This is a genomic window from Qipengyuania sp., assembly GCF_043423005.1.
In the GTDB taxonomy this organism is placed as follows: domain Bacteria; phylum Pseudomonadota; class Alphaproteobacteria; order Sphingomonadales; family Sphingomonadaceae; genus Qipengyuania.
Genome location: NZ_JBHWMI010000066.1, coordinates 21,071 through 44,991 on the forward strand (window position 1 = coordinate 21,071; position 23,921 = coordinate 44,991).

Sequence of the window (23,921 nt, forward strand, 5' to 3'; positions counted from 1 at the left end):
ATAGGTAGAGATAATGCTGCAACCGAAGAAAACCAAGTTCCGCAAGGCGTTCAAGGGCCGCATCCACGGCAACGCCAAGGGCGGCACGACGCTCAATTTCGGCTCCTACGGGCTGAAGGCGATCGAGCCCGAGCGGATCACCGCGCGCCAGATCGAAGCGGCCCGCCGTGCGATCACGCGTCACATCAAGCGCCAGGGCCGCCTCTGGATCCGCGTCTTCCCCGACGTTCCGGTGTCGAAGAAGCCGGCCGAAGTGCGTCAGGGCAAGGGCAAGGGTTCGGTCGAATACTGGGCTGCCCGCGTGAAGCCCGGCCGCATCCTGTTCGAGCTCGACGGCGTTGCCGGCCCGCTTGCCGCCGAAGCGTTCGAGCGTGCGGCGATGAAGCTGCCGGTCAAGACCAAGGTTGTCGCCCGACTCGGCGATTCCAGCCACCTCGGAGGCGAATGATGGCCCAGACCAAGTTTGAAGACCTGCGCCAGAAGAGCGACGATCAGCTGACCGACGAACTCGTCAGCCTCAAGCGCGAGCAGTTCAATTTGCGCTTCCAGGCTGCCACCAACCAGCTCGAGGGCCCGTCGCGGATCCGCGAGGTGCGTCGCACCATCGCGCGCATCAAGACGCTGCAGTCCGAGCGCGCGAAGACCGCGCAAGCCTCGAAAACCACCGGGGCGTAAGGAGTAGACCATGCCCAAGCGTATCCTGGTCGGGACCGTCACCTCCGACAAGACCGACAAGACCGTGACCGTGCTCGTCGAGCGCAAGGTGAAGCACCCGCTCTACGGGAAGATCATCCGCCGCTCGAAGAAGTATCACGCGCATGACGAAGCCAATGAATACCGGCTCGGCGATGTGGTACGGATCGAAGAGACGAAGCCGATCTCGAAGACCAAGACCTGGGCCGTGAAGGACCGGGTCACCGCGGGCGGGACCCAGGCTGTCGAGGCTGATCTCGACGTCGCCGCCGCCGGCAACTGAACTAGACGTAAGGAACTGCCGGGCCGGCGCAATCGGCCATGGTCCCGGCAAGCCAGTGAGAAGGAACCGGATCAATGATCCAGATGCAATCCAATCTCGACGTCGCGGACAACAGCGGCGCCAAGCGCGTCCAGTGCATCAAGGTACTGGGCGGCTCGAAGCGCCGCACCGCGTCCGTCGGCGACGTGATCGTGGTTTCCGTCAAGGAAGCCCAGCCGCGCACCAAGGTGAAGAAGGGCGACGTGCACCGCGCGGTGATCGTTCGTACCCGCAAGGACGTCCGCCGTCCCGATGGCAGCGTGATCCGTTTCGACAGCAACGCCGCAGTGCTGGTCAACAAGAACGAGGAGCCGATCGGCACCCGTATTTTCGGCCCGGTCGTGCGCGAGCTGCGTGGGCGCGGTTTCATGAAGATCATCAGCCTCGCGCCGGAGGTGTTGTAATGGCCGCCGCCAAGATCAAGAAGGGTGACAGCGTCGTCGTCCTGTCCGGCAAGGACAAGGGCAAGACCGGCACCGTCGCCAGGGTGATGCCCAAGGACGGCAAGGTCGTCGTCGAAGGCGTCAACATCGCTGCGCGTCATCGCAAGCCGAACCAGACGAACCCGCAAGGCGGGATCGATCGCTTCGAGGCGCCGCTGCACGTCTCCAAGGTGGCGCTGGCCGATCCCAAGGACGGCAAGCCCACCCGCGTCCGCTTCGAAGAGAAGGACGGCAAGAAGGTGCGCGTTGCCGTCAAGTCCGGGGAGACCATCGATGGCTGACACTTACACTCCGCGCCTCAAGCAGCGCTACGAGGACGAGATCGTCAAGGCGATGACCGAGAAGTTCGGTTACAAGAATCGCCTCGAAGTGCCGCGGCTCGAGAAGATCACGCTCAACATGGGCGTGGGCGAAGCGAGCCAGGACAAGAAGAAGGTCCAGACCGCAGCCGAGGAAATGGCACTGATCGCCGGGCAGAAGCCGGTCATCACGAAGGCCAAGAAGTCGATCGCGCAGTTCAAGCTGCGCGAAGGCATGCCGATCGGGGCGAAGGTGACCCTGCGCCGTGAACGGATGTACGAATTCCTCGACCGCCTGGTAACCATCGCCATGCCCCGCATCCGCGACTTTCGCGGCTTGAACCCCCGTTCGTTCGACGGGCGCGGCAACTACGCGATGGGCCTCAAGGAACAGATCATCTTCCCCGAAATCTCCTACGACAGGATCGAGAAGGTCCGGGGCATGGATATCATCGTGACAACCACGGCGAAGACCGACGACGAAGCGCGCGAACTGCTGCGCCTGTTCGGTTTCCCGTTCCCGGCCGAAGCGAAGCCGGAAGAGAAGGAGGCGGCGTGAGCCGCTTCCGGATCGCAGGATAAGGAAGGAACTTAAGTCCAATGGCGAAACTGAGTTCGATCAACAAGAACGAGCGGCGCAAGAAGCTCGTCAAGCAGTATGCGGACAAGTACGCGAAGCTGAAGGCGATTGCCGATGACGAAAGCCTCGACGAGGGCGAGCGTCTGATCGCGCGCCTCAAGATGGCCGAGCTGCCGCGCAACGCGAACCCCACCCGGGTGCGCAACCGCTGCTCCACCACCGGCCGCCCGCGCGGCTATTATCGCAAGTTCGGCCTTAACCGGATCGAGCTGCGCGACCTCGGCAACAAGGGCCTTATTCCGGGCCTGACCAAGTCGAGCTGGTGAGGAACCGATAGATGGCTATGACCGATCCCCTGGGTGATATGCTCACCCGTATCCGCAACGGCCAGCAGGCGAAGAAGGACAGCGTCCTTTCGCCCGCGAGCAAGCTGCGCGCCAACGTGCTCGAGGTTCTCCAGCGCGAAGGCTACATCCGTGGCTACAGTGCCGATGACAGCGGCCGCCACCCGGCGCTGCGGATCGAACTGAAGTATTTCGAGGGCGAACCTGCGATCAAGCATGTCGCCCGTGTGTCCAAGCCGGGTCGCCGGGTCTATGCCGGGTCGAAGGACCTGCCGACCGTGCGCAATGGCCTTGGCATCACCATCGTCTCGACGCCCAAGGGCGTGCTCTCGGATGCCGAGGCGCGCAACGAGAACGTCGGCGGCGAAGTGCTGGCGGAGGTGTTCTGATGAGCCGCATCGGCAAACGCCCGGTGGAGATCCCCAGCGGGGTCACCGCCAACATCGATAACGGCATGCTGTCGGTAAAGGGCCCCAAGGGTACCCTCGCAATGGGCATGTCCGACCTGGTCGACTACCGGATCGAGGATGGCTCGATCGCGATCAATCCGGCCAACGACACCAAGGCCGCGCGCAGCCACTGGGGCATGCAGCGGACGCTGGTGGCGAACCTCGTCGAAGGCGTGACGGCGGGCTACACCCGCGTGCTCGAGATCACCGGCGTCGGCTATCGTGCGCAGGCCCAGGGCAAGAAGCTCAAGCTTCAGCTCGGCTATTCGCACGACGTCGACCTCGACGTGCCCGAGGGTCTCGAAGTGAAGACCCCCGATCAGACCACGATCGAGATCAGCGGGATCGACAAGCAGGCCGTCGGCCAGTTCGCTGCCAACGTGCGTCGCTGGCGCAAGCCCGAACCCTACAAGGGCAAGGGCATCAAGTACCGCGGCGAGTACATCTTCCGCAAGGAAGGGAAGAAGAAGTAAGATGGCAAAGCTTTCTCTTTTCGAACGCCGCCGCCGGCGCGTGCGCACCGCACTGCGCAGCCGCGCAGGGGGCAAGCCCCGCTTGTCGGTCCATCGCACCGGCAAGCATATCTATGCCCAGGTGATCGATGATGCCGCCGGCAAGACGCTGGCTGCGGCGTCGACGCTGGGTGCCGAAGGCACGGGCGCGAATGTCGATGCCGCGCGCAAGGTCGGCAGCGATATTGCCGCGGCGGCGAAGAATGCCGGCGTGACGACCGTCGTGTTCGATCGTGGCGGGTTCCTGTTCCATGGCCGCGTCAAGGCGCTGGCCGACGCCGCACGCGAAGGCGGGCTGGAGTTCTGATGATGCCAGAAAACGACAACACCAAAAACACCGCCGAACAGACCGCCGAGACGGCTCCGGCCGAGGCGCAGACGCAGCATGCGGTAACCCATGCCGAACCGGCGGTGGCCGATACTCCTTCCGAAGCTGCCGAGAACCAGAGTGCGGCGCAGGGTGCCGAAGGTCAGCCGCGCGAGCGGGGCGGCCGAGGCGGACGCGGTGGCAACCGTGACGGCGGGCGCGATGGCGGCCGCGGTCGTGGCCGGGGGCGCGACGATCGTCGTGGCAACCGCCGCGAGGAAGAAGACGACGGCATCATCGAGAAGCTGGTCCACATCAACCGCGTGTCGAAGACGGTGAAGGGCGGCAAGCGCTTCGGCTTCGCAGCGCTCGTTGTCGTGGGTGACGGCTCGGGCCGGGTCGGCTTTGGCAAGGGCAAGGCCCGCGAAGTGCCCGAGGCGATCAGCAAGGCGAGCGCCGCGGCGCGTAAGCACATGGTTCGCGTTCCGCTCAAGGATGGCCGTACGCTTCACCATGACGGCAACGGCCGGTTCGGTGCCGGCAAGGTCACCGTCCGCACCGCGCCTCCGGGTACCGGCATCATCGCCGGCGGTCCGATGCGTGCCGTGTTCGAGAGCCTCGGCGTTGCCGACGTTGTGACCAAGTCGGTCGGGACGTCCAACCCGTACAACATGATCCGCGCCACGTTCGACGCGTTGACCAGCCAGACTTCGCCGAAGTCGGTTGCCCAGCGTCGCGGCAAGAAGGTCGCCGACCTGCTTGGCCGTGGTGGCGCCAGCGAGGCGGAGGCCGAAGCCGACGCCGCCGCCCTGGTGGAGTAATTCAAGATGGCGACCATCAAGATCAAGCAGATCGGCTCGCCGATCCGTCGCCCCAAGGATCAGCGCAAGATCCTGGTCGGGCTCGGCCTGGACAAGATGCACAAGGTCGTCGAGCGTCAGGACACCCCCGAGGTGCGCGGCGCTCTGGCCAAGGTTCCGCATCTGGTCGCGATCGTCGAAGACTGAGAGCGACTGCAGGTTTGACGGGGGCGGCCTGCTGCGCTAGCGGGCCGCCTTCCCATTTTCAGCGCGTAGTAAAGCGAAAGCGAGTGCACACATGACCAAACTGAACGATCTTCGCGACAATCCTGGCGCCCGCAAGGGCCGCATCCGCGTCGGACGCGGCATCGGTTCGGGCAAGGGCAAGACCAGCGGCCGTGGCCAGAAGGGCCAGAAGAGCCGCTCGGGCGTCGCCATCAAGGGCTTCGAAGGCGGTCAGATGCCTCTTCACATGCGCTTGCCGAAGCGCGGGTTCAACAATCCCTTCTCGAAGGATTACGCCGAGGTCAATCTGGGCATGATCCAGAAGTTCATCGACGCCGGCAAGCTCGATGCGGGCGCGACGATCGATCACGCCGCGCTTAAGGCGGCGGGCCTCGCCCGTGGCGGCAAGAACGGTGTCCGCGTCCTCGGCAAGGGCGAACTCACCAGCAAGATCACGCTGAATGTCAGCGGCGCGTCGAAAGGTGCTCGCGAGGCGGTGGAGCAGGCGGGCGGAAGCATTGAGCTGATCGCGCCCCGCAAGGGCGAAGCTGCCGGCAGCGATGACGCTGCTGACGGCGCCACCGCGGAATAAGCGGAACAAAAAGGTTGGCGGGGTTCGACAAGTCGGGCCTCGCCGCCTATCTAGCTTTCCTGAGCCGGGAGGGACCGGCGTCATACCAGGATTGAAGATTATCCAATGGCTACACGCGCCGACAATCTCGCGAGCAATCTGAGCTTCGCCAATTTCTCGAAGGCGACCGAGCTCAAGAAGCGCATCTGGTTCACGATCGGCGCGCTGATCGTCTTTCGCTTCCTGAGCTTCGTACCGCTGCCCGGGGTCAATCCGCTGATCCTGAGCACGCTGTACGATCAGACCCGCGGCGGCATCCTCGATCTGTTCAACACTTTCTCGGGCGGCAGCCTGGAGCGCATGAGCCTCATCGCCCTCGGCGTCATGCCCTACATTACCGCATCGATCGTCATCCAGATGGCCGCGGCGCTCCACCCGTCTTTGGCCGCGCTGAAGAAAGAAGGCTCGGTCGGGCGGCAGAAGCTCAACCAGTACACCCGTTACGGGACCGTGCTCTTGTGTGCGGTGCAGGGCTGGTTCCTCGCCTCCGGGCTCGAAAGCTACGGTGCGCAAAGCGGCCTGCAGGCAGTGGTTGATCCCGGCCTCATGTTCCGGATCGGTGCGGTCATCTCGCTCATCGGCGGCACGATGTTCCTGCTATGGCTGGGCGAGCAGATCACCAGCCGCGGCATCGGCAACGGCGTCTCGCTGATCATCATGGCCGGCATCGTGGCCCAGTTTCCGACCTTCGTCTCGAACATGGGTTCAGGCTATAGCGAGGGTTCGATCGGAACGGTGGTGCTGCTCGGCTTCATCGCCATGGTCGTCGGGCTGATCCTGCTGATCTGCTTCGTCGAGCGGGCGCAGCGGCGGCTGCTGATCCAGTATCCCAAGCGTGCGACGCAGCGCGGAATGATGCAGGCGGATCGCTCGCACCTGCCGCTCAAGCTTAACACGGCCGGCGTCATTCCGCCGATCTTCGCCAGCTCGCTGCTGCTGCTGCCGCTGACAATCACCCAGTTTGCCGGCAATTCGCTCGACACCAGCAGCAGCCTCGGCGGCAGCCTGCAGACGGCCCTCCAGTATCTGCAGCATGGTCAGCCGCTCTACATGACGCTGTATGCGATCGGGATCATCTTCTTCTGCTTCTTCTACACCGCGGTAGTGTTCAATCCGGAAGAGACGGCCGACAATCTCAAAAAGAACGGCGGATTCATTCCGGGCATCCGGCCGGGCAAGCGGACCGAGACCTATCTCGACTACGTGCTGACCCGCATCACCGTTGTCGGCGCGATCTACCTGACCTTCGTCTGCGTGGTGCCTGAATACATGATCGCGCAGACGGGTGTGCCGCTGTTCCTCGGCGGGACCAGTCTGCTGATCGTCGTCAACGTGACGGTCGATACGATCAGCCAGATCCAGTCGCATCTGCTGGCTCATCAATATGGCGATCTCATCAAGAAGGCGAAGCTCAAGGGCCGGATGCGATAGGGGCGAGCGGGAAGGGGAGCGACCGCGATGAATATCATTCTTCTTGGCCCCCCGGGCGCGGGCAAGGGCACCCAGGCGCAGCGCCTGGTGGAGCATCACGGAATGCGGCAGTTGTCGACCGGCGATATGCTGCGCGCGGCAGTCAAGGCGCAGTCCCCGGTGGGCCTCAAGGCGCGGGCGGTGATGGAGCGGGGCGAACTGGTTTCGGACGAGATCGTCTCGGAACTGATCGACGCCGAGCTGACCGCGATGGGGCCTGAGACCGGCGCCATCTTCGACGGCTACCCGAGGACATCGGCACAGGCGCTCGCCCTCGATGAAATCCTTGCCCGTCATGGTCGCCAGCTCGATCACGTGATCGAACTCGAGGTCGACGAGGATGCGCTCGTTGCCCGTATCACCGGACGTTATGCCTGCGCCAGTTGCGGCGAAGGCTATCACGACCGCTTCAAGCAGCCCGAGCGCGAGGGGACCTGCGATCGCTGCGGATCGCACGAGTTCAAGCGCCGGCCCGATGACAACGAGCAGACGGTTCGTCACCGGATGGCGGTGTATCGCGCGGAAACGGCACCGATCCTGCCGGGCTACGAGACCCGCGGGATCGTCAGCCGGGTCGATGGCATGGCACCGATCGAGACGGTGACGAGCGAAATCGACGCGCTTCTGGTTTGAGTCCGGACGCACGAGCCGAGCCCCGGCTTAATCGGTTGTTGACGACATGGGCGAATCCCACTAAGCGCGCGCTTCATTCGGCAATTCCCTACAGCCCGGCAGGTGGCACCATTCGTGCTGCCCTTCCGGTCTCTTCGCGTTCCAGTGAAATGGGCGGCCGGGTGGATAAAGCGATGAGATAGGGCCGCCAATCGGCGCCGCCCTGTGGAGCATGGAGAACTAAGTGGCTCGTATTGCCGGGGTCAACATCCCCACCAACAAGCGCGTTATCATCGCGCTCACCTATATTCACGGTATCGGACGCGCCAAGGCGCTCGAGATTGCGGACAAGCTGGGTATCGATCACGCACGCCGCGTGCAGGACCTTTCCGACGAGGAAGTGCTGCGCATCCGCGAGACGATCGATGCGGATCACATGGTCGAGGGTGACCTTCGCCGCGACACTGCGATGAACATCAAGCGGTTGATGGACCTGCGTTCGTATCGCGGCCTGCGTCACCGTGCAGGCCTCCCGGTCCGCGGTCAGCGTACCCACACCAACGCCCGCACCCGCAAGGGCAAGGCCAAGCCCATCGCCGGCAAGAAGAAGTAAGCATCTGGCGGGGGCCGCGCTCCCGCCCCGCGCTTTTCCCTTCTGCTGCACGCGAAGTTACAAGGATACCGACACATGGCACGCGAACCCGGCCGTATCAGGCGCCGCGACAAGAAGAACATCTCGAGCGGCGTGGCGCATATCAACGCCAGCTTCAACAATACGATGATCACCATCACCGATGCCCAGGGCAATGCCATCAGCTGGTCGAGCGCCGGCATGATGGGCTTCAAGGGCAGCCGCAAGTCGACGCCCTATGCCGCCCAGGTCGCGGCGGACGATGCCGGCAAGAAGGCCGCTGAACATGGCGTCCGCACGCTTGAAGTCGAGGTCAAGGGCCCCGGTTCGGGCCGCGAGAGCGCGTTGCGCGGTCTGGCCGCCGTCGGCTTCACGATCACCTCGATCCGCGACGTGACCCCGATCCCGCACAACGGCGTCCGTCCGTCCAAGCGCCGCCGCGTCTGACGCGGACCAGCGGGGCGCGTCGCACAGGCGGCAGCCCCGTTCCTTCACGGACCGGTCGCGAATGCCGACCCGCCCCGGTCCCGCCCGTACCTAGCCCCAGGGGAAATCCATGTCCGTCAACACCAAGAACTGGCAGGAACTCAAGAAACCCAATACTCTCGACATCAAGGAAGGTGGCGACAAGAAGCGCAAGGCCACGTTCGTTGCCGAGCCGCTCGAGCGGGGCTTTGGCCTGACGCTCGGCAATGCGCTGCGCCGCGTGCTTCTCTCCTCCCTTCAGGGCGCTGCGATCACCGCGATCAAGATCGAGAACGTGCTCCACGAATTCTCTTCGCTTGCCGGCGTGCGCGAGGATGTGACCGATATCGTGCTGAACGTGAAGCAGATCGCGCTGCGCATGGAAGGCGAGGGTGCCAAGCGCCTCCAGCTCTCGGCCTCGGGTCCGGGCGCCGTCACCGCCGGCGATATTGCCGTTTCGGGCGATATCGAGGTGATGAACAAGGACCTCGTCATCTGCCACCTCGACGAGGGCGCGACGCTCAACATGGAGCTGACTGCCGATATCGGGAAGGGCTATCGCCCCGCGGTCATGAACCGTCCGGTCGATGCGCCGATCGGGCTGATCCCGGTCGACAGCCTGTATTCGCCGGTGCGCCAGGTCAGCTACAAGGTGGAAAATGCGCGCGTCGGGCAGGAGCTCGACTACGACAAGCTTTCGCTGACCATCGAGACCGACGGCACCGTCACCCCCGAGGACGCCGTGGCCTATGCCGCGCGCATCCTGCAGGACCAACTCTCGCTGTTCGTGCACTTCGAGGACGGCGTGCCGCAGCCGAGCGGCGGGATGATCGGGCAGCCGGTCGAATCGCAGGAAAGCGATACGAACCAGCTCAACCGCTACCTGCTCAAGAAGGTCGACGAGCTGGAACTGTCGGTTCGCAGCGCCAACTGCCTCAAGAACGACAACATCATCTACATCGGCGATCTGGTCCAGAAGACCGAGGCCGAGATGCTGCGGACGCCGAATTTTGGCCGCAAGTCGCTCAACGAGATCAAGGAAGTGCTTTCGAGCATGGGCCTGCGCCTCGGCATGGATATCCCGGGCTGGCCGCCCGAGAACATCGAGGAAATGGCCAAGAAGCTCGAGCAGGAACTGCTCGGCTGATTGTCAGCCGATCCGGCGCCGGCCCTGCATGTACGAGGCCGGCGTTATCGGCCGCAAACGGGTAAACGGGCGAAGGTGACGGCCCCGACGGTCACCGGCTTCGGGCTACCTCGTACGGGCCCTTATCGAACGGAGTACAAGAAATGCGCCACAAGATTTCCGGCCGCAAGCTGCAGCGCAAGACCGGCCACCGCAAGGCCCTGTTCCGCAACATGGCAGCGGCGCTGATCAAGCACGAGCAGATCACCACGACCGCAGCCAAGGCGAAGGAATTGCGGCCCTACGTCGAAAAGCTGATCACGCTGGCGAAGCGTGGCGGGCTGAGCAATCGCCGCCTCGCGATGAGCCGCCTCGGCGATGAAGCCCAGCTCAAGAAGCTGTTCGATGTCATCGCCCAGCGGTACGGCGATCGTGACGGTGGCTACACCCGCGTCATCAAGGCGGGCTATCGCGGCAGCGATGCGGCGCAGATGGCCGTCATCGAACTGGTCGACCGCGATGTCGACGCCAAGGGCCTCGATAGCGGCCCGGTGATGAGCGACGACGAGGAATACGACGCCGCCGCGTGATCGCAAATAAGGGGCAATCTTTAGGGGCCGGGGGAAACCTCCGGCCCTTTTTCTGTGCTTCGTCGTTCAGTTTGCGGCGCTCAAAAATGAACGAAGGCTAAGCAAGTGATTCAGCATCGCAATAGCAAGTCATGCGTATGAGTCGTCCCAAGGCCGAGGCAATCCCGCCCCGGTTCCTTTCGAGGGAGGCCCTCATGACTTTTGATTTCAGGAAGCTTGCGAAGGGTGGGATCGCGGCAGCCACGGTCGGCGCAGTCGCATTGGCCGGCGCTACTCCGGCGGCGGCGCAGCGTCACCGTGACGACGACGGCATTTCGGTAGGCGACGTGATCGCCGGTGCGGTCATCATCGGCGGGATCGCCGCAATCGCCAACGCCGCCAGCCGCGACCGCGATTATTATCGTGGCGATCGCTATTACCGCGACGGACGCTATTACGACGATGGCTATGAGTACCGCCGGAACGCCTATCGCCAGCGGGGCAACCCCCGGGGCGCGGTAGAACGGTGTGTCAATGCCGCACGCAGCGAACTGTCCCGCTATGGCTTTCGCTATGCCCAGGTGACCGACATCCGGGATGTGCGAGACACTCGCTATGGCTGGCAGGTCAAGGGCCGCGTCGCGGTCGACGATACGCGCGGCTACGGACGGTATGACCGCTATGATCGTCGCGGTTATCGCGGCACCGACAACGGCACTTTCACCTGCCTGGTCGAGCGTGGCCGTGTCCGCGACGTGAACTTCGGCGGTATCCGCGGTCTGCGCTAAGCCACCGCAGATGAAGCTGTAAGGCGGTTCAGATTGGCGACAGTCTGAGCCGCCTATTTTTTTCGCAAATCAAGCAAAGCGGAGTGCTCCATGCCGATCGGGAAACATGTGTTCGCCCTTCCAGTCATGGCGGCGCTGCTGCCCCTGACGGTGCCGCCGGCCGCCGCCGCACCGGCGCCTTACCGCGTCGCTTCGCCCGCCTGGAGCGCCGACCCAGGCACGGTCTACAATCACCGCCACTGGCATCACCGGCGCGATCGCGGCGGCATCGATGCCGGAGAGGTGGTCGCAGGCGTGCTGGTGATCGGCGCCATAGCGGCCATCGCCGGTGCGGCGAGCCGCGACGACGACCGCCGCGAGCGGTTGCCACGCGACCCCTATCCATCTGACCGCGGCACTTGGCGCGGCGACTACCGGGCCAGCGACGGCTTGGCCAGGGCTGCGGATATGTGTGTTGCCGAGGTCGAGCGTGAACGGCGTGGCGAGGATGTCGAGCAGGTCGATCGACGGGCGTCGGGGTGGATCGTCAGCGGCACCACCGAGGGCGGCGGGGCGTTCACCTGCACGATCGGCAACGACGGCATGATCGGCGGAATCGACTACCGGGGCGGCGACGTTCGTCCACCGCGTGATGACCGCTACGATCGAGGCGATGACGATGATCGCTATGATGACGATCGCTATGATGACGATCGCTACTCGGATGATCGCTACGATGACGATGATCGCGCTGGCGATGACGATGATGACCGCGACGATCGGCAGTGGGATGCCCGGCGTTATGCCGAAGAGCGCGAGCGGCTCGACCGGCAGGCGGGGCGCCCGCCCGTGGTGGATGACACTGCACAGCCTGCGTATCCTGGCGGCCCGCTGCCCGGCGAGGACGAGGGCTCGCCGGACGATGACGACGACTACATCTGACGTCCGGAGTCAGCGGCGCTCGCGATAGGCGGGGAGGGCCAGGTTCCAGTGGATCGCCAGCAACCGCAGGGAAAACCCCGCCGTGGTTGCCGCGATCCAGACCCACCAGCGCATGATCCCGGCCAGATCGCCCAGCACCGTCAGGCTGGCCGAAAGCGCCGCCGCGGTCACGTAAAGCTCCGGTCGCATCAGGATCGACGGCCGCTGCGCCAGGATATCGCGAACGATCCCGCCCACGCATCCTGTCACCACCCCCATCGTGAAGGCCGGCACGGGCGGTACCCCGTATTCGAGCGCCTTTGCCGTGCCGAGCACCGAATAGGCGGCAAGCCCCAGGCCATCCGCCAAAGACAGGATCCGCCCCTCCCACCACCTTGTGGGCGTGACCCATGCGAACAACGCGATGAACAGGCAGACTGCCGCCACCCACGGGTCGACGATCCAGAATACCGGCGCGCCGATCAGCAGATCGCGCACCGTGCCCCCGCCGACCCCGGTGACGAGCGCGAAGAAGCAGAGCGTGACCAGCGTCTGCCGCTCCTTGGCCGCGACCAGCGCCCCGGTGAGCGCGAAGATGGCCACGCCCGCCAGGTCGAGCCAGTCGAGGACAGGGGTGAGGACTTCCTCGTTCATGTCCCCAAGGCGTCCGGGCGCGGGGTGCGGCGCCGGCGGCGGAACAGCAGCGCGGTGCCCAGTACCGTTCCCGCCAGCGCCAGCGCGGCGGAGGCGACAAGGACGGGGTGATGCGTATCCTCGCGGGTCTGAAGGTCCATGATATGCAGCCCCCACATCACGTCGAACACTCGCCACCAGCGCGTGCGAACCGCCTCGATCTCGCCGGTATCGACGCCGACATAGACATGGGTGCCATCGTCCAGCACGATCTGCCAGACCGCTTCCGGGCGGCGGTAATCGAGCGGGACATCCTGTGCCTCGAACCGTGTCGCCTCCGTCACCTGATCTCCGCCGCGGATGCCGCGGGCGACGATCATCCGCGCCTCGATCTCGGACAGGGGGCCCATGGCACTGCCATCGGCGCGGAAGCGTTCACTGGTGCCATCCATATAGGCGATGCGGGTGATCGTCTCGCCGCCCTCGACCCGGGTGATGACGGAACGCACGGGGCGCGTGCCTTCCGCCGGTAACGAGATCGCTATGCGGGTGTCTTGGGGCAGGGGCCGTTCTGCCACGGGCAGGCGCAGGTGATCGCCGCGCACTTCCTCGATCGGCCGCGCCACCATCACCAGGCCGCTGGCTGTCCACAGCAGCAGCGGCACGGCGACGAGCCAGCCCAGCCTGATGTGCCAGCGCGCGAACTGCCGCATCGCCCCCTGACGGGTCATGTCGATCTCCTCCGGTCCGCCTTGGCCTTGGCGCGAACAACCCGCGAAGACAAGTGCGGGCGGCGGGCGGCGGACGGGGTCAGCCGCCGGTAACGCTCATGTGCCGGGCCACCGCGGGGGCGGGGCGGGAGAGGTCGAAGCCGTGGCGCTCGGGCTTGCCTGACAGCAGCCGGTCGAGCGCCGCATCGAGGGCAGGCGCGCCGCCGCTGCGAATGATGTCGCGCAGTTCGACCTTCTGATCATGGCCGAGACAGCCGTAGACGGTGCCCGTCGCGGCGATGCGGATGCGATTGCAGGTGGCACAGAAATTGTTGCTCAGGGGCGAGATGAAACCCACCCGTGCGCCGCTGTCGCCAAGTTCGAAATAGCGTGCCGGCCCACCGGTGCGATAGCGCGAGGGCGCAAGGTCGAAATGGCCGGCGATCGCATCCTGTGCGACGCTGACGGGCAGGTAGCTGTCCTTGCGGTTGCTTCCCGTCTCGCCCAGCGGCATCGTCTCGATGATCGCAAGGTCGTGCCCGTCGCGCGCGCACCACCGGGCGAGGCGGCCGAATTCATCCTCGTTCACCCCCTTCATGGCGACGGCGTTGATCTTGACCCCCAATCCCGCGGCGCCCGCCGCCTCGATCCCGGCCAGAACCTGCGCCAGATCGCCGCCCCGCGTCACCTCGGCGAACCGGTGCGGGTCCAGCGTATCGAGGCTGACATTCACCCGCCGTACCCCGGCCCGCTGCAACGCCTCCGCCATTCCGGCGAGGCGCGTGCCGTTGGTGGTCAGCGTCAGTTCGTCGAGCCCGGCCCCGATCAGCGCGCCGATCCGGTCGAACAGGGTCTCGATGCCGCGCCGCACCAGCGGTTCGCCGCCGGTGATCCGCACCCGCCTGACCCCGCGGCCCACCAGATGTTCGGCCAGCAGGGCCAGCTCCTCCAATGTCAGCAGATCATGCCGGGGGAGGAAGGTCATCGTTTCGGCCATGCAATAGGTGCAGCGCAGATTGCACCGGTCCGTGACCGACAGGCGCACGTAATCGATGGTGCGGCCGAAGCCGTCGACCAGAGCCGTCGGACTTTGCAGGGGGGGCATGGTCAAGACCTAGGGGCTCGCGGCCCGATGCACAACCGCGTCACAGCCGCAGGCACGGCAGGCTGGAGCCTGCCGGCTGCGCCGCGCTGCCCGCCGCCTGACGGATGAGAACGCTCGCCCGGGCCAGCGTCGCCTGCGCGCTCGAGCGCTGATCGTCGAACGGGATGGCGCGCCCGCCTTCGATGATCCCGCGGGCAAAATGCTCGCGCCCGCCCGCCGGGGGGAGCGGTCGTGCAAGCGGCGCTTCCACCCAGTCGAGCGCCGCTGCATAGTCGCCGCCACCCAGCGCATGGAGCAGGGGGGCGAGGAACAGCCGCGCGGTCACCAGCGCCGATGTGGGATTGCCCGGCAGCCCGAGGACGTACTGGCCCGGTCCGCCCTTCGCTGCCCAGATCGGCCGCCCGGGGCGGATCGCCGCTTTCTCGAACAGGGGGGAATAGCCACCTTGCGGCACGACATGGCGGGCAAAGTCGCGGTCCCCGACCGAGGCTCCGCCGATGATGACCAGTACATCGCACAGCGCGGCAAGCTCGGCTCCGGTGGCGGCGATGAGGGCCGGATCGTCGCGCAGGATGCGGCGCTCGATCACCGCTGCACCCCACGAGGATGCGAGGGCGGCCACCCCCAGGGTGACGCTTTCCGGCAGCGCCCCCGGCGTCTCGAGCGCGGTGCCCGGTTCGGCAAGTTCGTCGCCGGTCGCGATGATCGCTACCCGCGGGCGGCGCCAGACCCGCACCGCGGCCCGGTCCGACGCTGCCAGAAGGACGATGTTGCGGTGATCGATGGCCTCGCCTGCGTGGAGCAGCACCGCACCCGCGGCGAAATCCGACCCTTGCGCGCGAATGAAGGGATCGTCGCCTAACTGGCCGACGAGGCGGGCCTGCCCATCTTCGGCCGAAACGATCTCCTGCACCAGCACCCGGTCCGCTCCCGCCGGAAGCGGCGCCCCGGTAAATATCCGCACCGCTTCGCCGGGGGAAAGCGACAGGGCCTCCGCCGTGCCCGCCGGGGCAGTTCCCACAAGCCGGAACGGTCCGGGCAGGTCGACCGCGCGCACTGCATACCCGTCCATCACCGAAACCGCGGTGCGGGGCGCGTCGAGCCGGGCCGTGACATCGCCCGCCAGCACATGGCCCGCAGCCGCGGCCACGGGCACGGTCACCGCGCCGAGCGGTTGCGCGGCCGCGCGCAGGATCGTGCTCACATCATCGAAGGACTGCATGGCGTGGGAATGTTCAGGCGGCCAAATCGCTCCCCGTGCGTTGGGGTCGTATGAGGTCGCTCACCCGCCCCCCTGTCCACAGGAGACGTTTTTGATGCGCGTGCTGGGTGCGGTGCTGATGCTTGGCGAAGGCCCGGCTGCGAATGACGAGGGGGCGGCCGCTGCCCGGGCGCTGCGCGCATTGAAAGAGCAATGCGCCGAAGTCTGCACGGTCGGCGGTTCAAATGCCGGCGATGCCATGCTTGCCCCATGGCCGCGCGATAATGCCGGACCGCTCGGCCTGCTGGCGGCGGCGCTCCGCCACGCGCGCGAACGGGGGCTGCGGCATGTCCTGTCCTGGCCGGCGGACCTCGCCCCGCCGCCTGCCGGGCTGGTGCGCCAACTGGCGCCCTCGCCGGCGCATTCGATTGGCAACCCGATGATCGGCCTGTGGCAGGTGGCCGACCTCGTGCACCTCGATCTCCTGCTCGCCAGCGGCAGGAGTCATGACGTCGGCATGTTCGCCGCACTGTCGGGGGCGCGTGGCGTCGCCGTCCGCGGTCAGTCTTAAGCCGAATTTAAGGTTACCGAGCGATGATTGGCTGCTAACGGGAATGCCGTGCGGGACGGGTGAGACGAATGCGATCGTGGCGGGGAACGGCAATTCTGGCGGGAGGCGCGGGTGCGCTCGTGCTGGCGACGCCCGTTCACGCGCAGGATATCGTCGCCAACCGCCTGCCGGTCGAGGCGATCGGTGCGCAGGATGCAACTGATCTGCCCGAACCGGTAACCGCCCCGCTGAAGATCGATTTCGCCGACGATCCGGTGCTGTCGCTGGCACAGACCACCGCCGATCCCGAAACCTTCCGCGCCATCGTGGTCGCCGCCTTGCAGGACAGCCCCGCGACGCGTGAGGCGATCGCCCTGGAGAATGCCGCCGCCGCCCGCGTCACCGAGGCCCGCAGCGCCCGCCTGCCCGTCATCGACGTCAACCTCGCCAGCTTTCGCACGTTCGACCGCCAGTTCACGAACGATCCGCAGAACCTGATCGAACGGTCGCGTCCCCGCGCGCGAACCGACTTCAATCTCAATTTCGTCCAGCCGATCTTCGACTTCGGCAGCGCCGCGGCCACCACACGGGCAGCGGCGGCGCGCCTTCGTGCGGCCGGATTCCAGCGCGAGGCCAAGGCGGGCGAAGTCGCGGGCGACATGGTAATCGCCTGGACCCGGGTGTTCGGCTATCAGGGGCTCGAGCGCCTGTTCGAAGGCTTTCTTGCCGCGCAGGACGGGCTTGACGAGGCGATCGAACGCCGCATCCTTCAGGGCGTGTCCGCCGAGGGCGACCGGGCGCGGGTCGCCTCGCTGAGGGCGCAGGGCGCAGTGCAGCTGGCCCAGGCGCGCCGCGAATTGCGCGGCGCCGAGGCCCGCTTCAAGCAGCTGAGCGGTTTTGCCGCACCCGAGCGCCTCATGCGGCCGCCGCTGCTCGATTCGGCGCGCGTCTCGCAGGATTTTGCCGAGCTGGCTTCCCAGAACACGCCCGAGGTCAAGAGCTATGCCGCGCTGGCCGAGGCCCGGCGGCAGGAGGCGCGCGCCGCCAATGCGCGCAAGCTGCCGACGATTTCGGGCCGGGTCGACTATGGCCGCTATGGCATTCTGGAAGACAAGATCGATTACGATCTGCGCGGCACTCTCAACATCGGCTGGCGGTTGTTCGGCGGCGGTGTCTGGGCCCGCGCGCGGGCGGCGGGGGCCGAGGCCGACGCCGCCTCTGCAGTGGCCGACCGGGTGCGCGAGGAAGCGGCGCGCGATGCCGCCATCGCGTGGTCCGACGTGCAGGCGCTGGAGGACGAGGTCGCCGCGCTCGATCAGGCGTATCGCGCGGCCCGCCAGTCGCGCGACATCGTGGTGGCGCGGTTCGGCGCCCTGCGCGGTTCGCTGTTCGATGTGGCCGACGCGCAGAGCGTCTATCTCAATGCCGCCAGTTCCTACATTCGCTCGCTCGCCGAACTCGATGCGGCGCGCTATGTTCTGCTGCTGCGCACCGGTCGGATGACGCAGCTGCTTGCCATCGAGGATACGGAGATTCCGCTGTGAGCGACCAGACCCTCGTTGCCGTTCCGCAAAGACGCATCGGCGAATGGCTGATGGAGCCGATCCGCCGCAACTGGCGCACCTACAGCAAGGTCGCGGTCGCCGCGGTGCTGATCAACCTGTTCGGTCTGGTCAGCGCGCTGTTCACCATGACCGTCTATGATCGCGTGGTGCCGAACGCCGCGTTCGGTTCGCTGCTCGCCCTGTCGATCGGGCTGGGCGTGATCCTGATCTTCGATTTCATCCTCAAGCTGCTGCGCGCCTATTTCGTCGATCATGCCGGCGCCCGCATCGATCAGGACATCGGCGAGGACGTCTTTTCGCGCCTGCTGGGGATGCGGCTGGAACTGCGCAAGGGATCGACCGGCGCGCTTACCGGCATGATGCGCGAACTGGAGACCATCCGCGATTTCTTCGCCTCGGCAACGCTGGTGGCGGTGGTCGACGTTCCGTTCATCATCATCACGCTGATCGTCGTCGCGATGATCGGGGGATGGGTGGTGATGGTGCCGGCCCTGCTGGTGCCATTGGTCATCCTCGTCGGCCTCGCCGCGCAGCCCGCCTTGCAGCGGATCGCGGCGACCACGCTGGGGCAGGGGCTGCTCAAGCAATCGGTGCTGGTCGAGGCCGTGGGCAATATCGAGCACGTCAAGGTTTCCGGCGCGGACACCATGCTCAAGCGTCGCTGGGCCGGCGCGGTGCGCGAACACGCGCGCAGCAATATGCGCCAGCGGCTGATCTCGTCCATCGGAACCACGTTCGCGACCACCGCGGGCACCCTCAGCTATGCCGGGGTGGTGATCGTCGGGGTGTTCCTGGTGGCCGACAACCGCCTGACCCTTGGCGGCCTCATCGCCTGCTCGATGCTGGCCAGCCGCGCGATCGCCCCGCTGGCGCAGATCTCGCAGCTGGTCGGACGGATCACCGCCACACGCACGGCCTATCGCCAGGTGCGCCAGCTTATGGATCAGCCGCGCGAAGGCCCGGCGAGCGAGCCCTTGCAGCTCGGCCCCACGGTCGGTGCGGTCGAGCTGCGCGGGGTGACCTTCACCTATCCGGGAGCCAGCGCACCGGCGCTCGACAATGTCAGCCTGCGGATCCCCCGGGGCGAGCATGTCGCGCTGCTCGGCCGGGTAGGCTCGGGCAAGTCGACGATCGCGCGGATGATCCTGGGGCTGTACCCGCCGCAGGAGGGCATGGTCCTGATCGACGGCGTCGACCTCGCACAGTTCGATCCCGTCTCGCTGCGGTCGCGGATCGGTTCGGTCTTGCAGGAACCCGCGCTGTTCTCCGGTTCGATCCGCGAGAACATCAAGCTCGAACGCGAATTCGTCGATGACGAGGAGATGCTGCGCGCGGCGCGGGTTTCCGGCACCGACCTGTTCGTCTCCAACATCGCCAACGGGTACGATCTGCGGCTGGTCGATCGGGGCGAGGGGTTGTCAGGGGGGCAGCGGCAGTCGGTCGCGATCGCACGCGCGCTTGCCGGGCAGCCGCCGATCATGGTGATGGACGAACCCTCCAGCGCGATGGATGCGCAATCCGAAGCCGACCTCATCACCCGCCTCGAAGGCGAATTGCGCAGCCGTACGCTGGTGGTCGTCACCCACCGCCAGCCGTTGCTGCGACTGGTCGACCGCATCGTCATCCTCGACCGGGGCAAGATCGTTGCCGACGGTCCGCGCGACGAGGTGCTTGCGAAGCTCAATGGTGGCACTCAACCGATAAGGCGGCAGGCATGAACGCGCCCAACGAATTCACGCTTGACGGCGAAGTCCACGAAGCCCCCTCACGGCGGCGCCATATCGAGGATGTGGTCGACGATATTGAACCCGGCAAGGCCTCGCGCCTGCTGTTCTGGGGCATCACCATCTTTTTCGTCGTGCTGTTCGCCTGGGCGGCACTGGCCGAGATCGATCGCACGGTGCGCGGCCAGGGGCGGGTCATCTCCAGTTCGCAATTGCAGGTCATCACCAGCCTCGAGGGCGGGGTTCTGGAGGATATCCTCGTTCAGCCGGGCCAGCGGGTCGCAGCGGGGGCCGAGCTCGTGCGGCTCGATCCGACGCAGAGCGGGGCGGAACTGGGCAGCACCTCGGCCACCGCAATCGCCCTCGACATGAAGATCGCCCGGCTGAGGGCCGAGGTCGCCGGACAGGCGCCAGCCTATCCCGCGCCCGCCGATGCCGAGGCCGCCCGTCAGTTGCAGGTCGAGCAATCGCTCTATGCCTCGCGCCAGGCGGCGCTTTCCGCAGCGCTCGCCGCAGGGCAGGCGCAGGTCCAGAACGCGCGGCAGGGCGTGGCCCAGGCGCAGGCGGCGGTGCAGGCCCGCCGTTCTGCCCTGACGCAGGCGCAGAGCGAGGTGACCGCGGTACGCCCGCTGGTCGACAACGGGATCGAGCCCCGCATGACGCTGACCCGCGCGGTTTCGCAGCAGGCGACCGCGCAAAGCGACCTTGCCGCAGCCCAGGCCGCCCTGTCGCAGGCCGGCGCCCAGGTGGCTGAGGCCAATGCCAATCTCGCCCGCATCCGCCAGGACTGGCGCGAACAGGCGGCGGGCGAGCTGGCGTTGGCGCAGGCCGATTACGAAGCGCGGGCAAGCAGTCTGCCGGCACTGCAGGAGCGGCTGGCACGAACCACGCTGCGCGCCCCCACCGCCGGCGAAGTCAGCCGCGTACTCGTGACCACGAAAGGGAGCGCGGTTTCGCCCGGCGCCCCGCTGGTCGAACTGGTCTCGGACGAAGATACACTGCTGGTCGAGGTGCGCATCCGCCCGCAGGACATCGGCTCGGTACGGATCGGGCAGGAAGCCAAGGTCGGCATCACCGCCTACGACCAGTCGGTATACGGTTCGCTCGAAGGCAGGGTGCGCACGATCTCGCCCGATTCCATCGTCGATCCCAATACCGGCGAGATCTACTACGTCGTCCGCGTGGCGACCGCCGCCAATGCATTGCAGGGGCCGGCGGGGCAGGAACTGGTGATCGGCCCAGGGATGGTGGCCGACGTCAGCCTGCTGGGCGACAAGCGCACGGTGCTGCAATATCTGCTGACGCCGATAACACGGTTGAGTGAAACCGCATTTCGCGAGTAAAAGACCTCGGGGTCGGCACTTCACCGCTTCTTAAGGCTGCGGCACATGGCTTTCTTAAAGCTCGGCCGCGATAGTCTGTGCAACATCTTCGGCACGTCGCCGATCACGGGGTAGCATCGAATGGCACTTGGAAATCTACGGGGCGGCCTTGCTGCGGATGACGGCTTGAGCATGGCATTTCGCAGGCCGGGCGGGGGCGCGGTTTTCGTGCCGACCGATGCCGACCGGTTCTCCGCCGCCACCGGTGCCAGCGGCGACAAGGGTGACGCTGTCTTCGCCGCCGGGCCGGACGTTCCCGGCAACGTCAGCACCACCGCCACCGTCACGGTCGGCGGGCAATACGAAGGCCAGCTCGATTCCTTTGGCGATCGTGACTGGATCAGGGTCCAGCTGGTCGCCGGGCAGACCGTCACCATCGCGCTCGACGGGTCGGGCCCCTCTCCCGTATTCGATCCCTATCTCCGGCTCTACGATGACGACGGCACCCTGCTGGTGCAGAACGACGATGGGGGCGACAGCTACAATTCGCTGCTTCGCTTCACCGCCACGACCAGCGGCACCTACTATATCGAAGCCGATTGCTATGACGGGCAGGAGATCGGCAACTACACTATCACCGTGGCCGAGGCGGCGCCGCTGGCGTTGCTCAGCAACGAGGAAATCGCCGACCAGCTGATGACGGGCTATTGGGGCGGCCAATCGCGGGCCTTCACGATTGCCGGCGGCGGGATCACCGTCAACCTCACCGCTCTGCCGATAAGCCAGCAAAACCTCGCCCGCGCCGCGCTCGACCTGTGGACCGACGTCATCGGGGTGCGCTTCATCGAGATAAACTCGGGCGGGCAGATTACCTTCCAGAATACCGATGAAGGCGCGTATGCGACCTCGTCTCGCGCCGGGACCACGATCCTGTCCTCGGTCGTCAACGTCTCGTCCGACTGGGTGGCCGATTACGGCACCTCGCTTGATGGCTATGCCTTCCAGACCTATATCCACGAGATCGGCCACGCCCTCGGCCTCGGTCATGCGGGCGACTACAACGGCGAGGCGAGCTACGCCTCCGATGCGACCTATCTCAACGATTCCTGGGCGGTTTCGGTGATGTCGTATTTCGACCAGACCGAAAACAGCTATTTCGCCGGTGAAGGGTTCACCTTTGCCGGGGTGGTCACCCCGATGACGGCGGACATCATCGCCATGTCGCGGCTCTACGGCCTGTCGACCACGACCCGCCTGGGTGACACGACCTACGGGTTCAATTCCAATGCGGGCCGTGCGGTCTACGATGCCGCGCAATACCGCGACATCGCCTATACGATCATCGACAACGGCGGCCTCGATACGCTAGACTACAGCCAGTACACGGGGACGCAGCGGATCAACTTGAACTCCGAAACCTTCTCCTCGGTTTTGGGCGAGGTCGGCAACGTCTCGATCGCGGTCGGCACCGTTATCGAGAATGCGATCGGCGGTTCGGGTGCCGACGTAATCATCGGCAATGCCGCAGCCAACACGATCCAGGGCCGCAACGGCGACGACCAGATCGACGGCAACCTCGGCGAAGACGTGCTGCGCGGCGGGAGCGGGGCGGACACCCTGCGCGGCGGGCTCAACAACGATATCCTCTATGGCGACGAAGGGACCGACAACCTGAGCGGATCGAACGGCTACGACAGCCTGTTCGGCGGCACGGGCGCGGATCGCCTGGCGGGCGGCAATGGGAACGACCAGCTCGATGGCGGGGCGGATAACGACGTGCTCGACGGCAACCTTGGCGACGATGTCCTGTGGGGCGGCGCGGGCAACGACATCCTTCGCGGCGGTGACGGGGCGGACACCCTGCGCGGCGACGATGGCGACGACCAGCTGCTCGGCGGCGAGGGCAACGACCGCGTGTTCGGCGGGCAGGGCAACGACGTCGCTTACGGCAGCAACGGGCAGGACATGATCGACGGGCAGAACGGCAACGACGTGCTGTACGGGCAGGGCGGCAACGACGTCCTCCTCGGCGGTGCGGGGTGGGACCGGCTGGTGGGCGACATCGGGGCCGATACGCTGGACGGCGGGGTCGGCAACGACCGGCTGCTGGGCGGGCTCGGGGCAGACACGCTCACCGGCGGCAATGGCGCGGACCAGTTCGTGTTCGAGCATACCGGCATCGCCAATGCCGACATCATGACGGACTTTGCCAGCGGGGTGGACCGCATCCTCCTCGACCGGCGGGCCGGATTCGCCGCCCTGCCGAACGAAGGCACGCTGGCGCAGGGGGCCTTCGTGATCGGCACGGCCGCGCTCGATGCGGATGACCGGATCGTCTACGATCAGACCACCGGCAGCCTGTTCTACGACGCCGACGGTTCGGGGCAGGGGGCTGCGGTGCTGTTTGCCAGCGTCGCGGCAGGCACGGCGCTTTCCGCGAGCGATTTTCTCGCGATCGGCAATGCTCCGGCAAACCAGTCGGCTGCCGAGGATCTCGCCATCGCCCCGCTGGCCATCGGTTAAGCGCAAGGCTGCCGGCGGTGCCCGAAGTTCTCGCCGCTGCCCTTGCGGCTGTCCTGGCGCTGGGTGCCTGTGCCAGCGGGGTGAACGGGGCGGCAGGGACAGGGCAAGAAGATGCAGGCAAGACGGGCGATGGGGCGATGATCGATTGCACGGTGACCGGCAAGGCCGCCTCTGCGGCCCGGGCGAACGGGGCGTGCGAGGAATTCGTCGCGGCACTGGGCGCGGGCGCTCATGCAGCGCGGATTGCGGCAATTACGCTCGCTGCGCCGACCCCGGATGCGGCTGAGGCGATAGTTACCCTTTCGGCTGGCGATGACCCGTTGCAGATCCAGTTCGACAGCATGGACCGCGAGATGGACCGGGCGGCATGGCAACGCTTCGCGCAGGACACCTCGGCCTATCTCGACAACCGTTTTCGCTGA

Annotated in this window: 31 protein-coding genes; 27 read left to right on the top strand and 4 right to left on the bottom strand. The window is 66.2% G+C overall.

What is annotated here, in order from left to right; all coding sequences use genetic code 11:
* The first annotated feature begins 13 nt into the window (after positions 1 to 13).
* The 21 genes from rplP (at position 14) to ACHFFA_RS10230 (ending at position 12,187) form a co-directional block, all read left to right on the top strand.
* On the top strand, positions 14 to 448 hold the full coding sequence (gene rplP, locus ACHFFA_RS10130) for a 50S ribosomal protein L16 (RefSeq protein ID WP_394270726.1): 435 nt from the start codon (positions 14 to 16) through the stop codon (positions 446 to 448).
* A complete protein-coding gene (rpmC, locus tag ACHFFA_RS10135) occupies positions 445 to 675 on the top strand; it encodes a 50S ribosomal protein L29 (RefSeq protein ID WP_394270727.1) in 231 nt (76 codons plus the stop codon). Before rplP ends, rpmC begins: the two co-directional genes overlap by 4 nt.
* A 10-nt stretch (positions 676 to 685) precedes the next feature.
* Entirely contained in the window at positions 686 to 976 is a 291-nt protein-coding gene (rpsQ, locus tag ACHFFA_RS10140; RefSeq protein WP_394270728.1) for a 30S ribosomal protein S17, read from the top strand.
* A 74-nt stretch (positions 977 to 1,050) separates the two neighbouring features.
* Complete coding sequence (gene rplN / locus ACHFFA_RS10145) at positions 1,051 to 1,419, top strand: 50S ribosomal protein L14 (RefSeq protein WP_138615862.1); 369 nt, start codon at positions 1,051 to 1,053, stop codon at positions 1,417 to 1,419.
* A complete protein-coding gene (gene rplX, locus ACHFFA_RS10150; protein WP_394270729.1) occupies positions 1,419 to 1,739 on the top strand; it encodes a 50S ribosomal protein L24 in 321 nt (106 codons plus the stop codon). The genes rplN and rplX overlap by 1 nt, the downstream gene beginning before the upstream one ends.
* Entirely contained in the window at positions 1,732 to 2,316 is a 585-nt protein-coding gene (gene rplE / locus ACHFFA_RS10155) for a 50S ribosomal protein L5 (RefSeq protein WP_394270730.1), read from the top strand. Before rplX ends, rplE begins: the two co-directional genes overlap by 8 nt.
* Before the next feature lie 41 nt (positions 2,317 to 2,357).
* Entirely contained in the window at positions 2,358 to 2,663 is a 306-nt protein-coding gene (gene rpsN, locus ACHFFA_RS10160) for a 30S ribosomal protein S14 (protein WP_160607316.1), read from the top strand.
* Between the two features lie 11 nt (positions 2,664 to 2,674).
* The gene (gene rpsH / locus ACHFFA_RS10165; protein ID WP_394270731.1) at positions 2,675 to 3,070 is read left to right on the top strand and encodes a 30S ribosomal protein S8; all 396 of its coding nucleotides are present in this window, start codon (positions 2,675 to 2,677) and stop codon (positions 3,068 to 3,070) included.
* A complete protein-coding gene (rplF, locus tag ACHFFA_RS10170) occupies positions 3,070 to 3,603 on the top strand; it encodes a 50S ribosomal protein L6 (RefSeq protein ID WP_394270732.1) in 534 nt (177 codons plus the stop codon). The genes rpsH and rplF overlap by 1 nt, the downstream gene beginning before the upstream one ends.
* 1 nt (position 3,604) lies before the next feature.
* Positions 3,605 to 3,949: a 50S ribosomal protein L18 gene (gene rplR / locus ACHFFA_RS10175; RefSeq protein WP_394270733.1), complete on the top strand. Its 345-nt coding sequence runs from the start codon at positions 3,605 to 3,607 to the stop codon at positions 3,947 to 3,949.
* A complete protein-coding gene (gene rpsE / locus ACHFFA_RS10180) occupies positions 3,949 to 4,770 on the top strand; it encodes a 30S ribosomal protein S5 (RefSeq protein ID WP_394270734.1) in 822 nt (273 codons plus the stop codon). The genes rplR and rpsE overlap by 1 nt, the downstream gene beginning before the upstream one ends.
* A 6-nt stretch (positions 4,771 to 4,776) precedes the next feature.
* A complete protein-coding gene (rpmD, locus tag ACHFFA_RS10185) occupies positions 4,777 to 4,956 on the top strand; it encodes a 50S ribosomal protein L30 (RefSeq protein WP_394270735.1) in 180 nt (59 codons plus the stop codon).
* A 91-nt stretch (positions 4,957 to 5,047) separates the two neighbouring features.
* The gene (rplO, locus tag ACHFFA_RS10190; protein WP_394270736.1) at positions 5,048 to 5,566 is read left to right on the top strand and encodes a 50S ribosomal protein L15; all 519 of its coding nucleotides are present in this window, start codon (positions 5,048 to 5,050) and stop codon (positions 5,564 to 5,566) included.
* A 105-nt stretch (positions 5,567 to 5,671) separates the two neighbouring features.
* Positions 5,672 to 7,036 carry a preprotein translocase subunit SecY gene (gene secY / locus ACHFFA_RS10195; protein WP_394270737.1) on the top strand — a complete coding sequence of 455 codons (1,365 nt, stop codon included), beginning with the start codon at positions 5,672 to 5,674 and terminating at the stop codon, positions 7,034 to 7,036.
* 27 nt (positions 7,037 to 7,063) lie between these two features.
* The gene (locus tag ACHFFA_RS10200; RefSeq protein WP_394270738.1) at positions 7,064 to 7,708 is read left to right on the top strand and encodes an adenylate kinase; all 645 of its coding nucleotides are present in this window, start codon (positions 7,064 to 7,066) and stop codon (positions 7,706 to 7,708) included.
* A 223-nt stretch (positions 7,709 to 7,931) separates the two neighbouring features.
* Positions 7,932 to 8,300 (top strand): 30S ribosomal protein S13, encoded by a 369-nt coding sequence (gene rpsM, locus ACHFFA_RS10205; protein WP_394270739.1) that lies wholly within the window; start codon positions 7,932 to 7,934, stop codon positions 8,298 to 8,300.
* Positions 8,301 to 8,375: 75 nt separating this feature from the next.
* Positions 8,376 to 8,765, top strand: a complete 390-nt coding sequence (gene rpsK / locus ACHFFA_RS10210; protein WP_047805755.1) for a 30S ribosomal protein S11 — start codon at positions 8,376 to 8,378, stop codon at positions 8,763 to 8,765.
* 109 nt (positions 8,766 to 8,874) lie between these two features.
* Positions 8,875 to 9,930, top strand: a complete 1,056-nt coding sequence (locus ACHFFA_RS10215; protein ID WP_394270740.1) for a DNA-directed RNA polymerase subunit alpha — start codon at positions 8,875 to 8,877, stop codon at positions 9,928 to 9,930.
* A 143-nt stretch (positions 9,931 to 10,073) separates the two neighbouring features.
* The gene (gene rplQ / locus ACHFFA_RS10220; RefSeq protein ID WP_394270741.1) at positions 10,074 to 10,499 is read left to right on the top strand and encodes a 50S ribosomal protein L17; all 426 of its coding nucleotides are present in this window, start codon (positions 10,074 to 10,076) and stop codon (positions 10,497 to 10,499) included.
* A 194-nt stretch (positions 10,500 to 10,693) separates the two neighbouring features.
* Positions 10,694 to 11,266: a hypothetical protein gene (locus ACHFFA_RS10225; RefSeq protein WP_394270742.1), complete on the top strand. Its 573-nt coding sequence runs from the start codon at positions 10,694 to 10,696 to the stop codon at positions 11,264 to 11,266.
* Positions 11,267 to 11,356: 90 nt separating this feature from the next.
* Complete coding sequence (locus tag ACHFFA_RS10230; RefSeq protein WP_394270743.1) at positions 11,357 to 12,187, top strand: hypothetical protein; 831 nt, start codon at positions 11,357 to 11,359, stop codon at positions 12,185 to 12,187.
* Positions 12,188 to 12,196: 9 nt separating this feature from the next.
* On the opposite strand, the gene ACHFFA_RS10235 is transcribed toward ACHFFA_RS10230, so the two are convergent.
* From ACHFFA_RS10235 to ACHFFA_RS10250, 4 genes are all read right to left on the bottom strand, one after another.
* Positions 12,197 to 12,820 (bottom strand): trimeric intracellular cation channel family protein, encoded by a 624-nt coding sequence (locus ACHFFA_RS10235; RefSeq protein ID WP_394270744.1) that lies wholly within the window; start codon positions 12,818 to 12,820, stop codon positions 12,197 to 12,199.
* Positions 12,817 to 13,530, bottom strand: a complete 714-nt coding sequence (locus ACHFFA_RS10240) for a hypothetical protein (protein WP_394270745.1) — start codon at positions 13,528 to 13,530, stop codon at positions 12,817 to 12,819. The genes ACHFFA_RS10235 and ACHFFA_RS10240 overlap by 4 nt, the downstream gene beginning before the upstream one ends.
* 79 nt (positions 13,531 to 13,609) lie before the next feature.
* Positions 13,610 to 14,614: a GTP 3',8-cyclase MoaA gene (gene moaA, locus ACHFFA_RS10245; protein WP_394270746.1), complete on the bottom strand. Its 1,005-nt coding sequence runs from the start codon at positions 14,612 to 14,614 to the stop codon at positions 13,610 to 13,612.
* A 40-nt stretch (positions 14,615 to 14,654) separates the two neighbouring features.
* A complete protein-coding gene (locus ACHFFA_RS10250) occupies positions 14,655 to 15,836 on the bottom strand; it encodes a molybdopterin molybdotransferase MoeA (RefSeq protein WP_394270747.1) in 1,182 nt (393 codons plus the stop codon).
* Positions 15,837 to 15,930: 94 nt separating this feature from the next.
* Between ACHFFA_RS10250 and ACHFFA_RS10255 the strand changes: the two genes are divergently transcribed.
* The 6 genes from ACHFFA_RS10255 (at position 15,931) to ACHFFA_RS10280 (ending at position 23,921) form a co-directional block, all read left to right on the top strand.
* Positions 15,931 to 16,386, top strand: a complete 456-nt coding sequence (locus ACHFFA_RS10255) for a molybdenum cofactor guanylyltransferase (protein ID WP_394270748.1) — start codon at positions 15,931 to 15,933, stop codon at positions 16,384 to 16,386.
* Between the two features lie 119 nt (positions 16,387 to 16,505).
* Positions 16,506 to 17,909, top strand: coding sequence for a TolC family protein (locus tag ACHFFA_RS10260; RefSeq protein ID WP_394270749.1), 1,404 nt, complete (start codon positions 16,506 to 16,508; stop codon positions 17,907 to 17,909).
* The gene (locus ACHFFA_RS10265; protein ID WP_394270750.1) at positions 17,906 to 19,648 is read left to right on the top strand and encodes a type I secretion system permease/ATPase; all 1,743 of its coding nucleotides are present in this window, start codon (positions 17,906 to 17,908) and stop codon (positions 19,646 to 19,648) included. Before ACHFFA_RS10260 ends, ACHFFA_RS10265 begins: the two co-directional genes overlap by 4 nt.
* Complete coding sequence (locus tag ACHFFA_RS10270) at positions 19,645 to 20,997, top strand: HlyD family type I secretion periplasmic adaptor subunit (protein ID WP_394270751.1); 1,353 nt, start codon at positions 19,645 to 19,647, stop codon at positions 20,995 to 20,997. The genes ACHFFA_RS10265 and ACHFFA_RS10270 overlap by 4 nt, the downstream gene beginning before the upstream one ends.
* Before the next feature lie 171 nt (positions 20,998 to 21,168).
* Complete coding sequence (locus ACHFFA_RS10275) at positions 21,169 to 23,499, top strand: M10 family metallopeptidase C-terminal domain-containing protein (protein WP_394270752.1); 2,331 nt, start codon at positions 21,169 to 21,171, stop codon at positions 23,497 to 23,499.
* A 17-nt stretch (positions 23,500 to 23,516) separates the two neighbouring features.
* Entirely contained in the window at positions 23,517 to 23,921 is a 405-nt protein-coding gene (locus ACHFFA_RS10280; protein WP_394270753.1) for a hypothetical protein, read from the top strand.

What these genes read in the sequence shown, in the direction of transcription:
- rplP (WP_394270726.1), top strand. Translation starts at nt 14, where the DNA reads ATGCTGCAACCGAAGAAAACCAAGTTCCGCAAGGCGTTCAAGGGCCGC.
- rpmC (WP_394270727.1), top strand. Translation starts at nt 445, where the DNA reads ATGATGGCCCAGACCAAGTTTGAAGACCTGCGCCAGAAGAGCGACGAT.
- rpsQ (WP_394270728.1), top strand. Translation starts at nt 686, where the DNA reads ATGCCCAAGCGTATCCTGGTCGGGACCGTCACCTCCGACAAGACCGAC.
- rplN (WP_138615862.1), top strand. Translation starts at nt 1,051, where the DNA reads ATGATCCAGATGCAATCCAATCTCGACGTCGCGGACAACAGCGGCGCC.
- rplX (WP_394270729.1), top strand. Translation starts at nt 1,419, where the DNA reads ATGGCCGCCGCCAAGATCAAGAAGGGTGACAGCGTCGTCGTCCTGTCC.
- rplE (WP_394270730.1), top strand. Translation starts at nt 1,732, where the DNA reads ATGGCTGACACTTACACTCCGCGCCTCAAGCAGCGCTACGAGGACGAG.
- rpsN (WP_160607316.1), top strand. Translation starts at nt 2,358, where the DNA reads ATGGCGAAACTGAGTTCGATCAACAAGAACGAGCGGCGCAAGAAGCTC.
- rpsH (WP_394270731.1), top strand. Translation starts at nt 2,675, where the DNA reads ATGGCTATGACCGATCCCCTGGGTGATATGCTCACCCGTATCCGCAAC.
- rplF (WP_394270732.1), top strand. Translation starts at nt 3,070, where the DNA reads ATGAGCCGCATCGGCAAACGCCCGGTGGAGATCCCCAGCGGGGTCACC.
- rplR (WP_394270733.1), top strand. Translation starts at nt 3,605, where the DNA reads ATGGCAAAGCTTTCTCTTTTCGAACGCCGCCGCCGGCGCGTGCGCACC.
- rpsE (WP_394270734.1), top strand. Translation starts at nt 3,949, where the DNA reads ATGATGCCAGAAAACGACAACACCAAAAACACCGCCGAACAGACCGCC.
- rpmD (WP_394270735.1), top strand. Translation starts at nt 4,777, where the DNA reads ATGGCGACCATCAAGATCAAGCAGATCGGCTCGCCGATCCGTCGCCCC.
- rplO (WP_394270736.1), top strand. Translation starts at nt 5,048, where the DNA reads ATGACCAAACTGAACGATCTTCGCGACAATCCTGGCGCCCGCAAGGGC.
- secY (WP_394270737.1), top strand. Translation starts at nt 5,672, where the DNA reads ATGGCTACACGCGCCGACAATCTCGCGAGCAATCTGAGCTTCGCCAAT.
- ACHFFA_RS10200 (WP_394270738.1), top strand. Translation starts at nt 7,064, where the DNA reads ATGAATATCATTCTTCTTGGCCCCCCGGGCGCGGGCAAGGGCACCCAG.
- rpsK (WP_047805755.1), top strand. Translation starts at nt 8,376, where the DNA reads ATGGCACGCGAACCCGGCCGTATCAGGCGCCGCGACAAGAAGAACATC.
- ACHFFA_RS10215 (WP_394270740.1), top strand. Translation starts at nt 8,875, where the DNA reads ATGTCCGTCAACACCAAGAACTGGCAGGAACTCAAGAAACCCAATACT.
- rplQ (WP_394270741.1), top strand. Translation starts at nt 10,074, where the DNA reads ATGCGCCACAAGATTTCCGGCCGCAAGCTGCAGCGCAAGACCGGCCAC.
- ACHFFA_RS10225 (WP_394270742.1), top strand. Translation starts at nt 10,694, where the DNA reads ATGACTTTTGATTTCAGGAAGCTTGCGAAGGGTGGGATCGCGGCAGCC.
- ACHFFA_RS10230 (WP_394270743.1), top strand. Translation starts at nt 11,357, where the DNA reads ATGCCGATCGGGAAACATGTGTTCGCCCTTCCAGTCATGGCGGCGCTG.
- ACHFFA_RS10235 (WP_394270744.1), bottom strand. Translation starts at nt 12,820, where the DNA reads ATGAACGAGGAAGTCCTCACCCCTGTCCTCGACTGGCTCGACCTGGCG.
- ACHFFA_RS10240 (WP_394270745.1), bottom strand. Translation starts at nt 13,530, where the DNA reads ATGACCCGTCAGGGGGCGATGCGGCAGTTCGCGCGCTGGCACATCAGG.
- moaA (WP_394270746.1), bottom strand. Translation starts at nt 14,614, where the DNA reads ATGCCCCCCCTGCAAAGTCCGACGGCTCTGGTCGACGGCTTCGGCCGC.
- ACHFFA_RS10250 (WP_394270747.1), bottom strand. Translation starts at nt 15,836, where the DNA reads ATGCAGTCCTTCGATGATGTGAGCACGATCCTGCGCGCGGCCGCGCAA.
- ACHFFA_RS10255 (WP_394270748.1), top strand. Translation starts at nt 15,931, where the DNA reads ATGCGCGTGCTGGGTGCGGTGCTGATGCTTGGCGAAGGCCCGGCTGCG.
- ACHFFA_RS10270 (WP_394270751.1), top strand. Translation starts at nt 19,645, where the DNA reads ATGAACGCGCCCAACGAATTCACGCTTGACGGCGAAGTCCACGAAGCC.
- ACHFFA_RS10275 (WP_394270752.1), top strand. Translation starts at nt 21,169, where the DNA reads ATGGCATTTCGCAGGCCGGGCGGGGGCGCGGTTTTCGTGCCGACCGAT.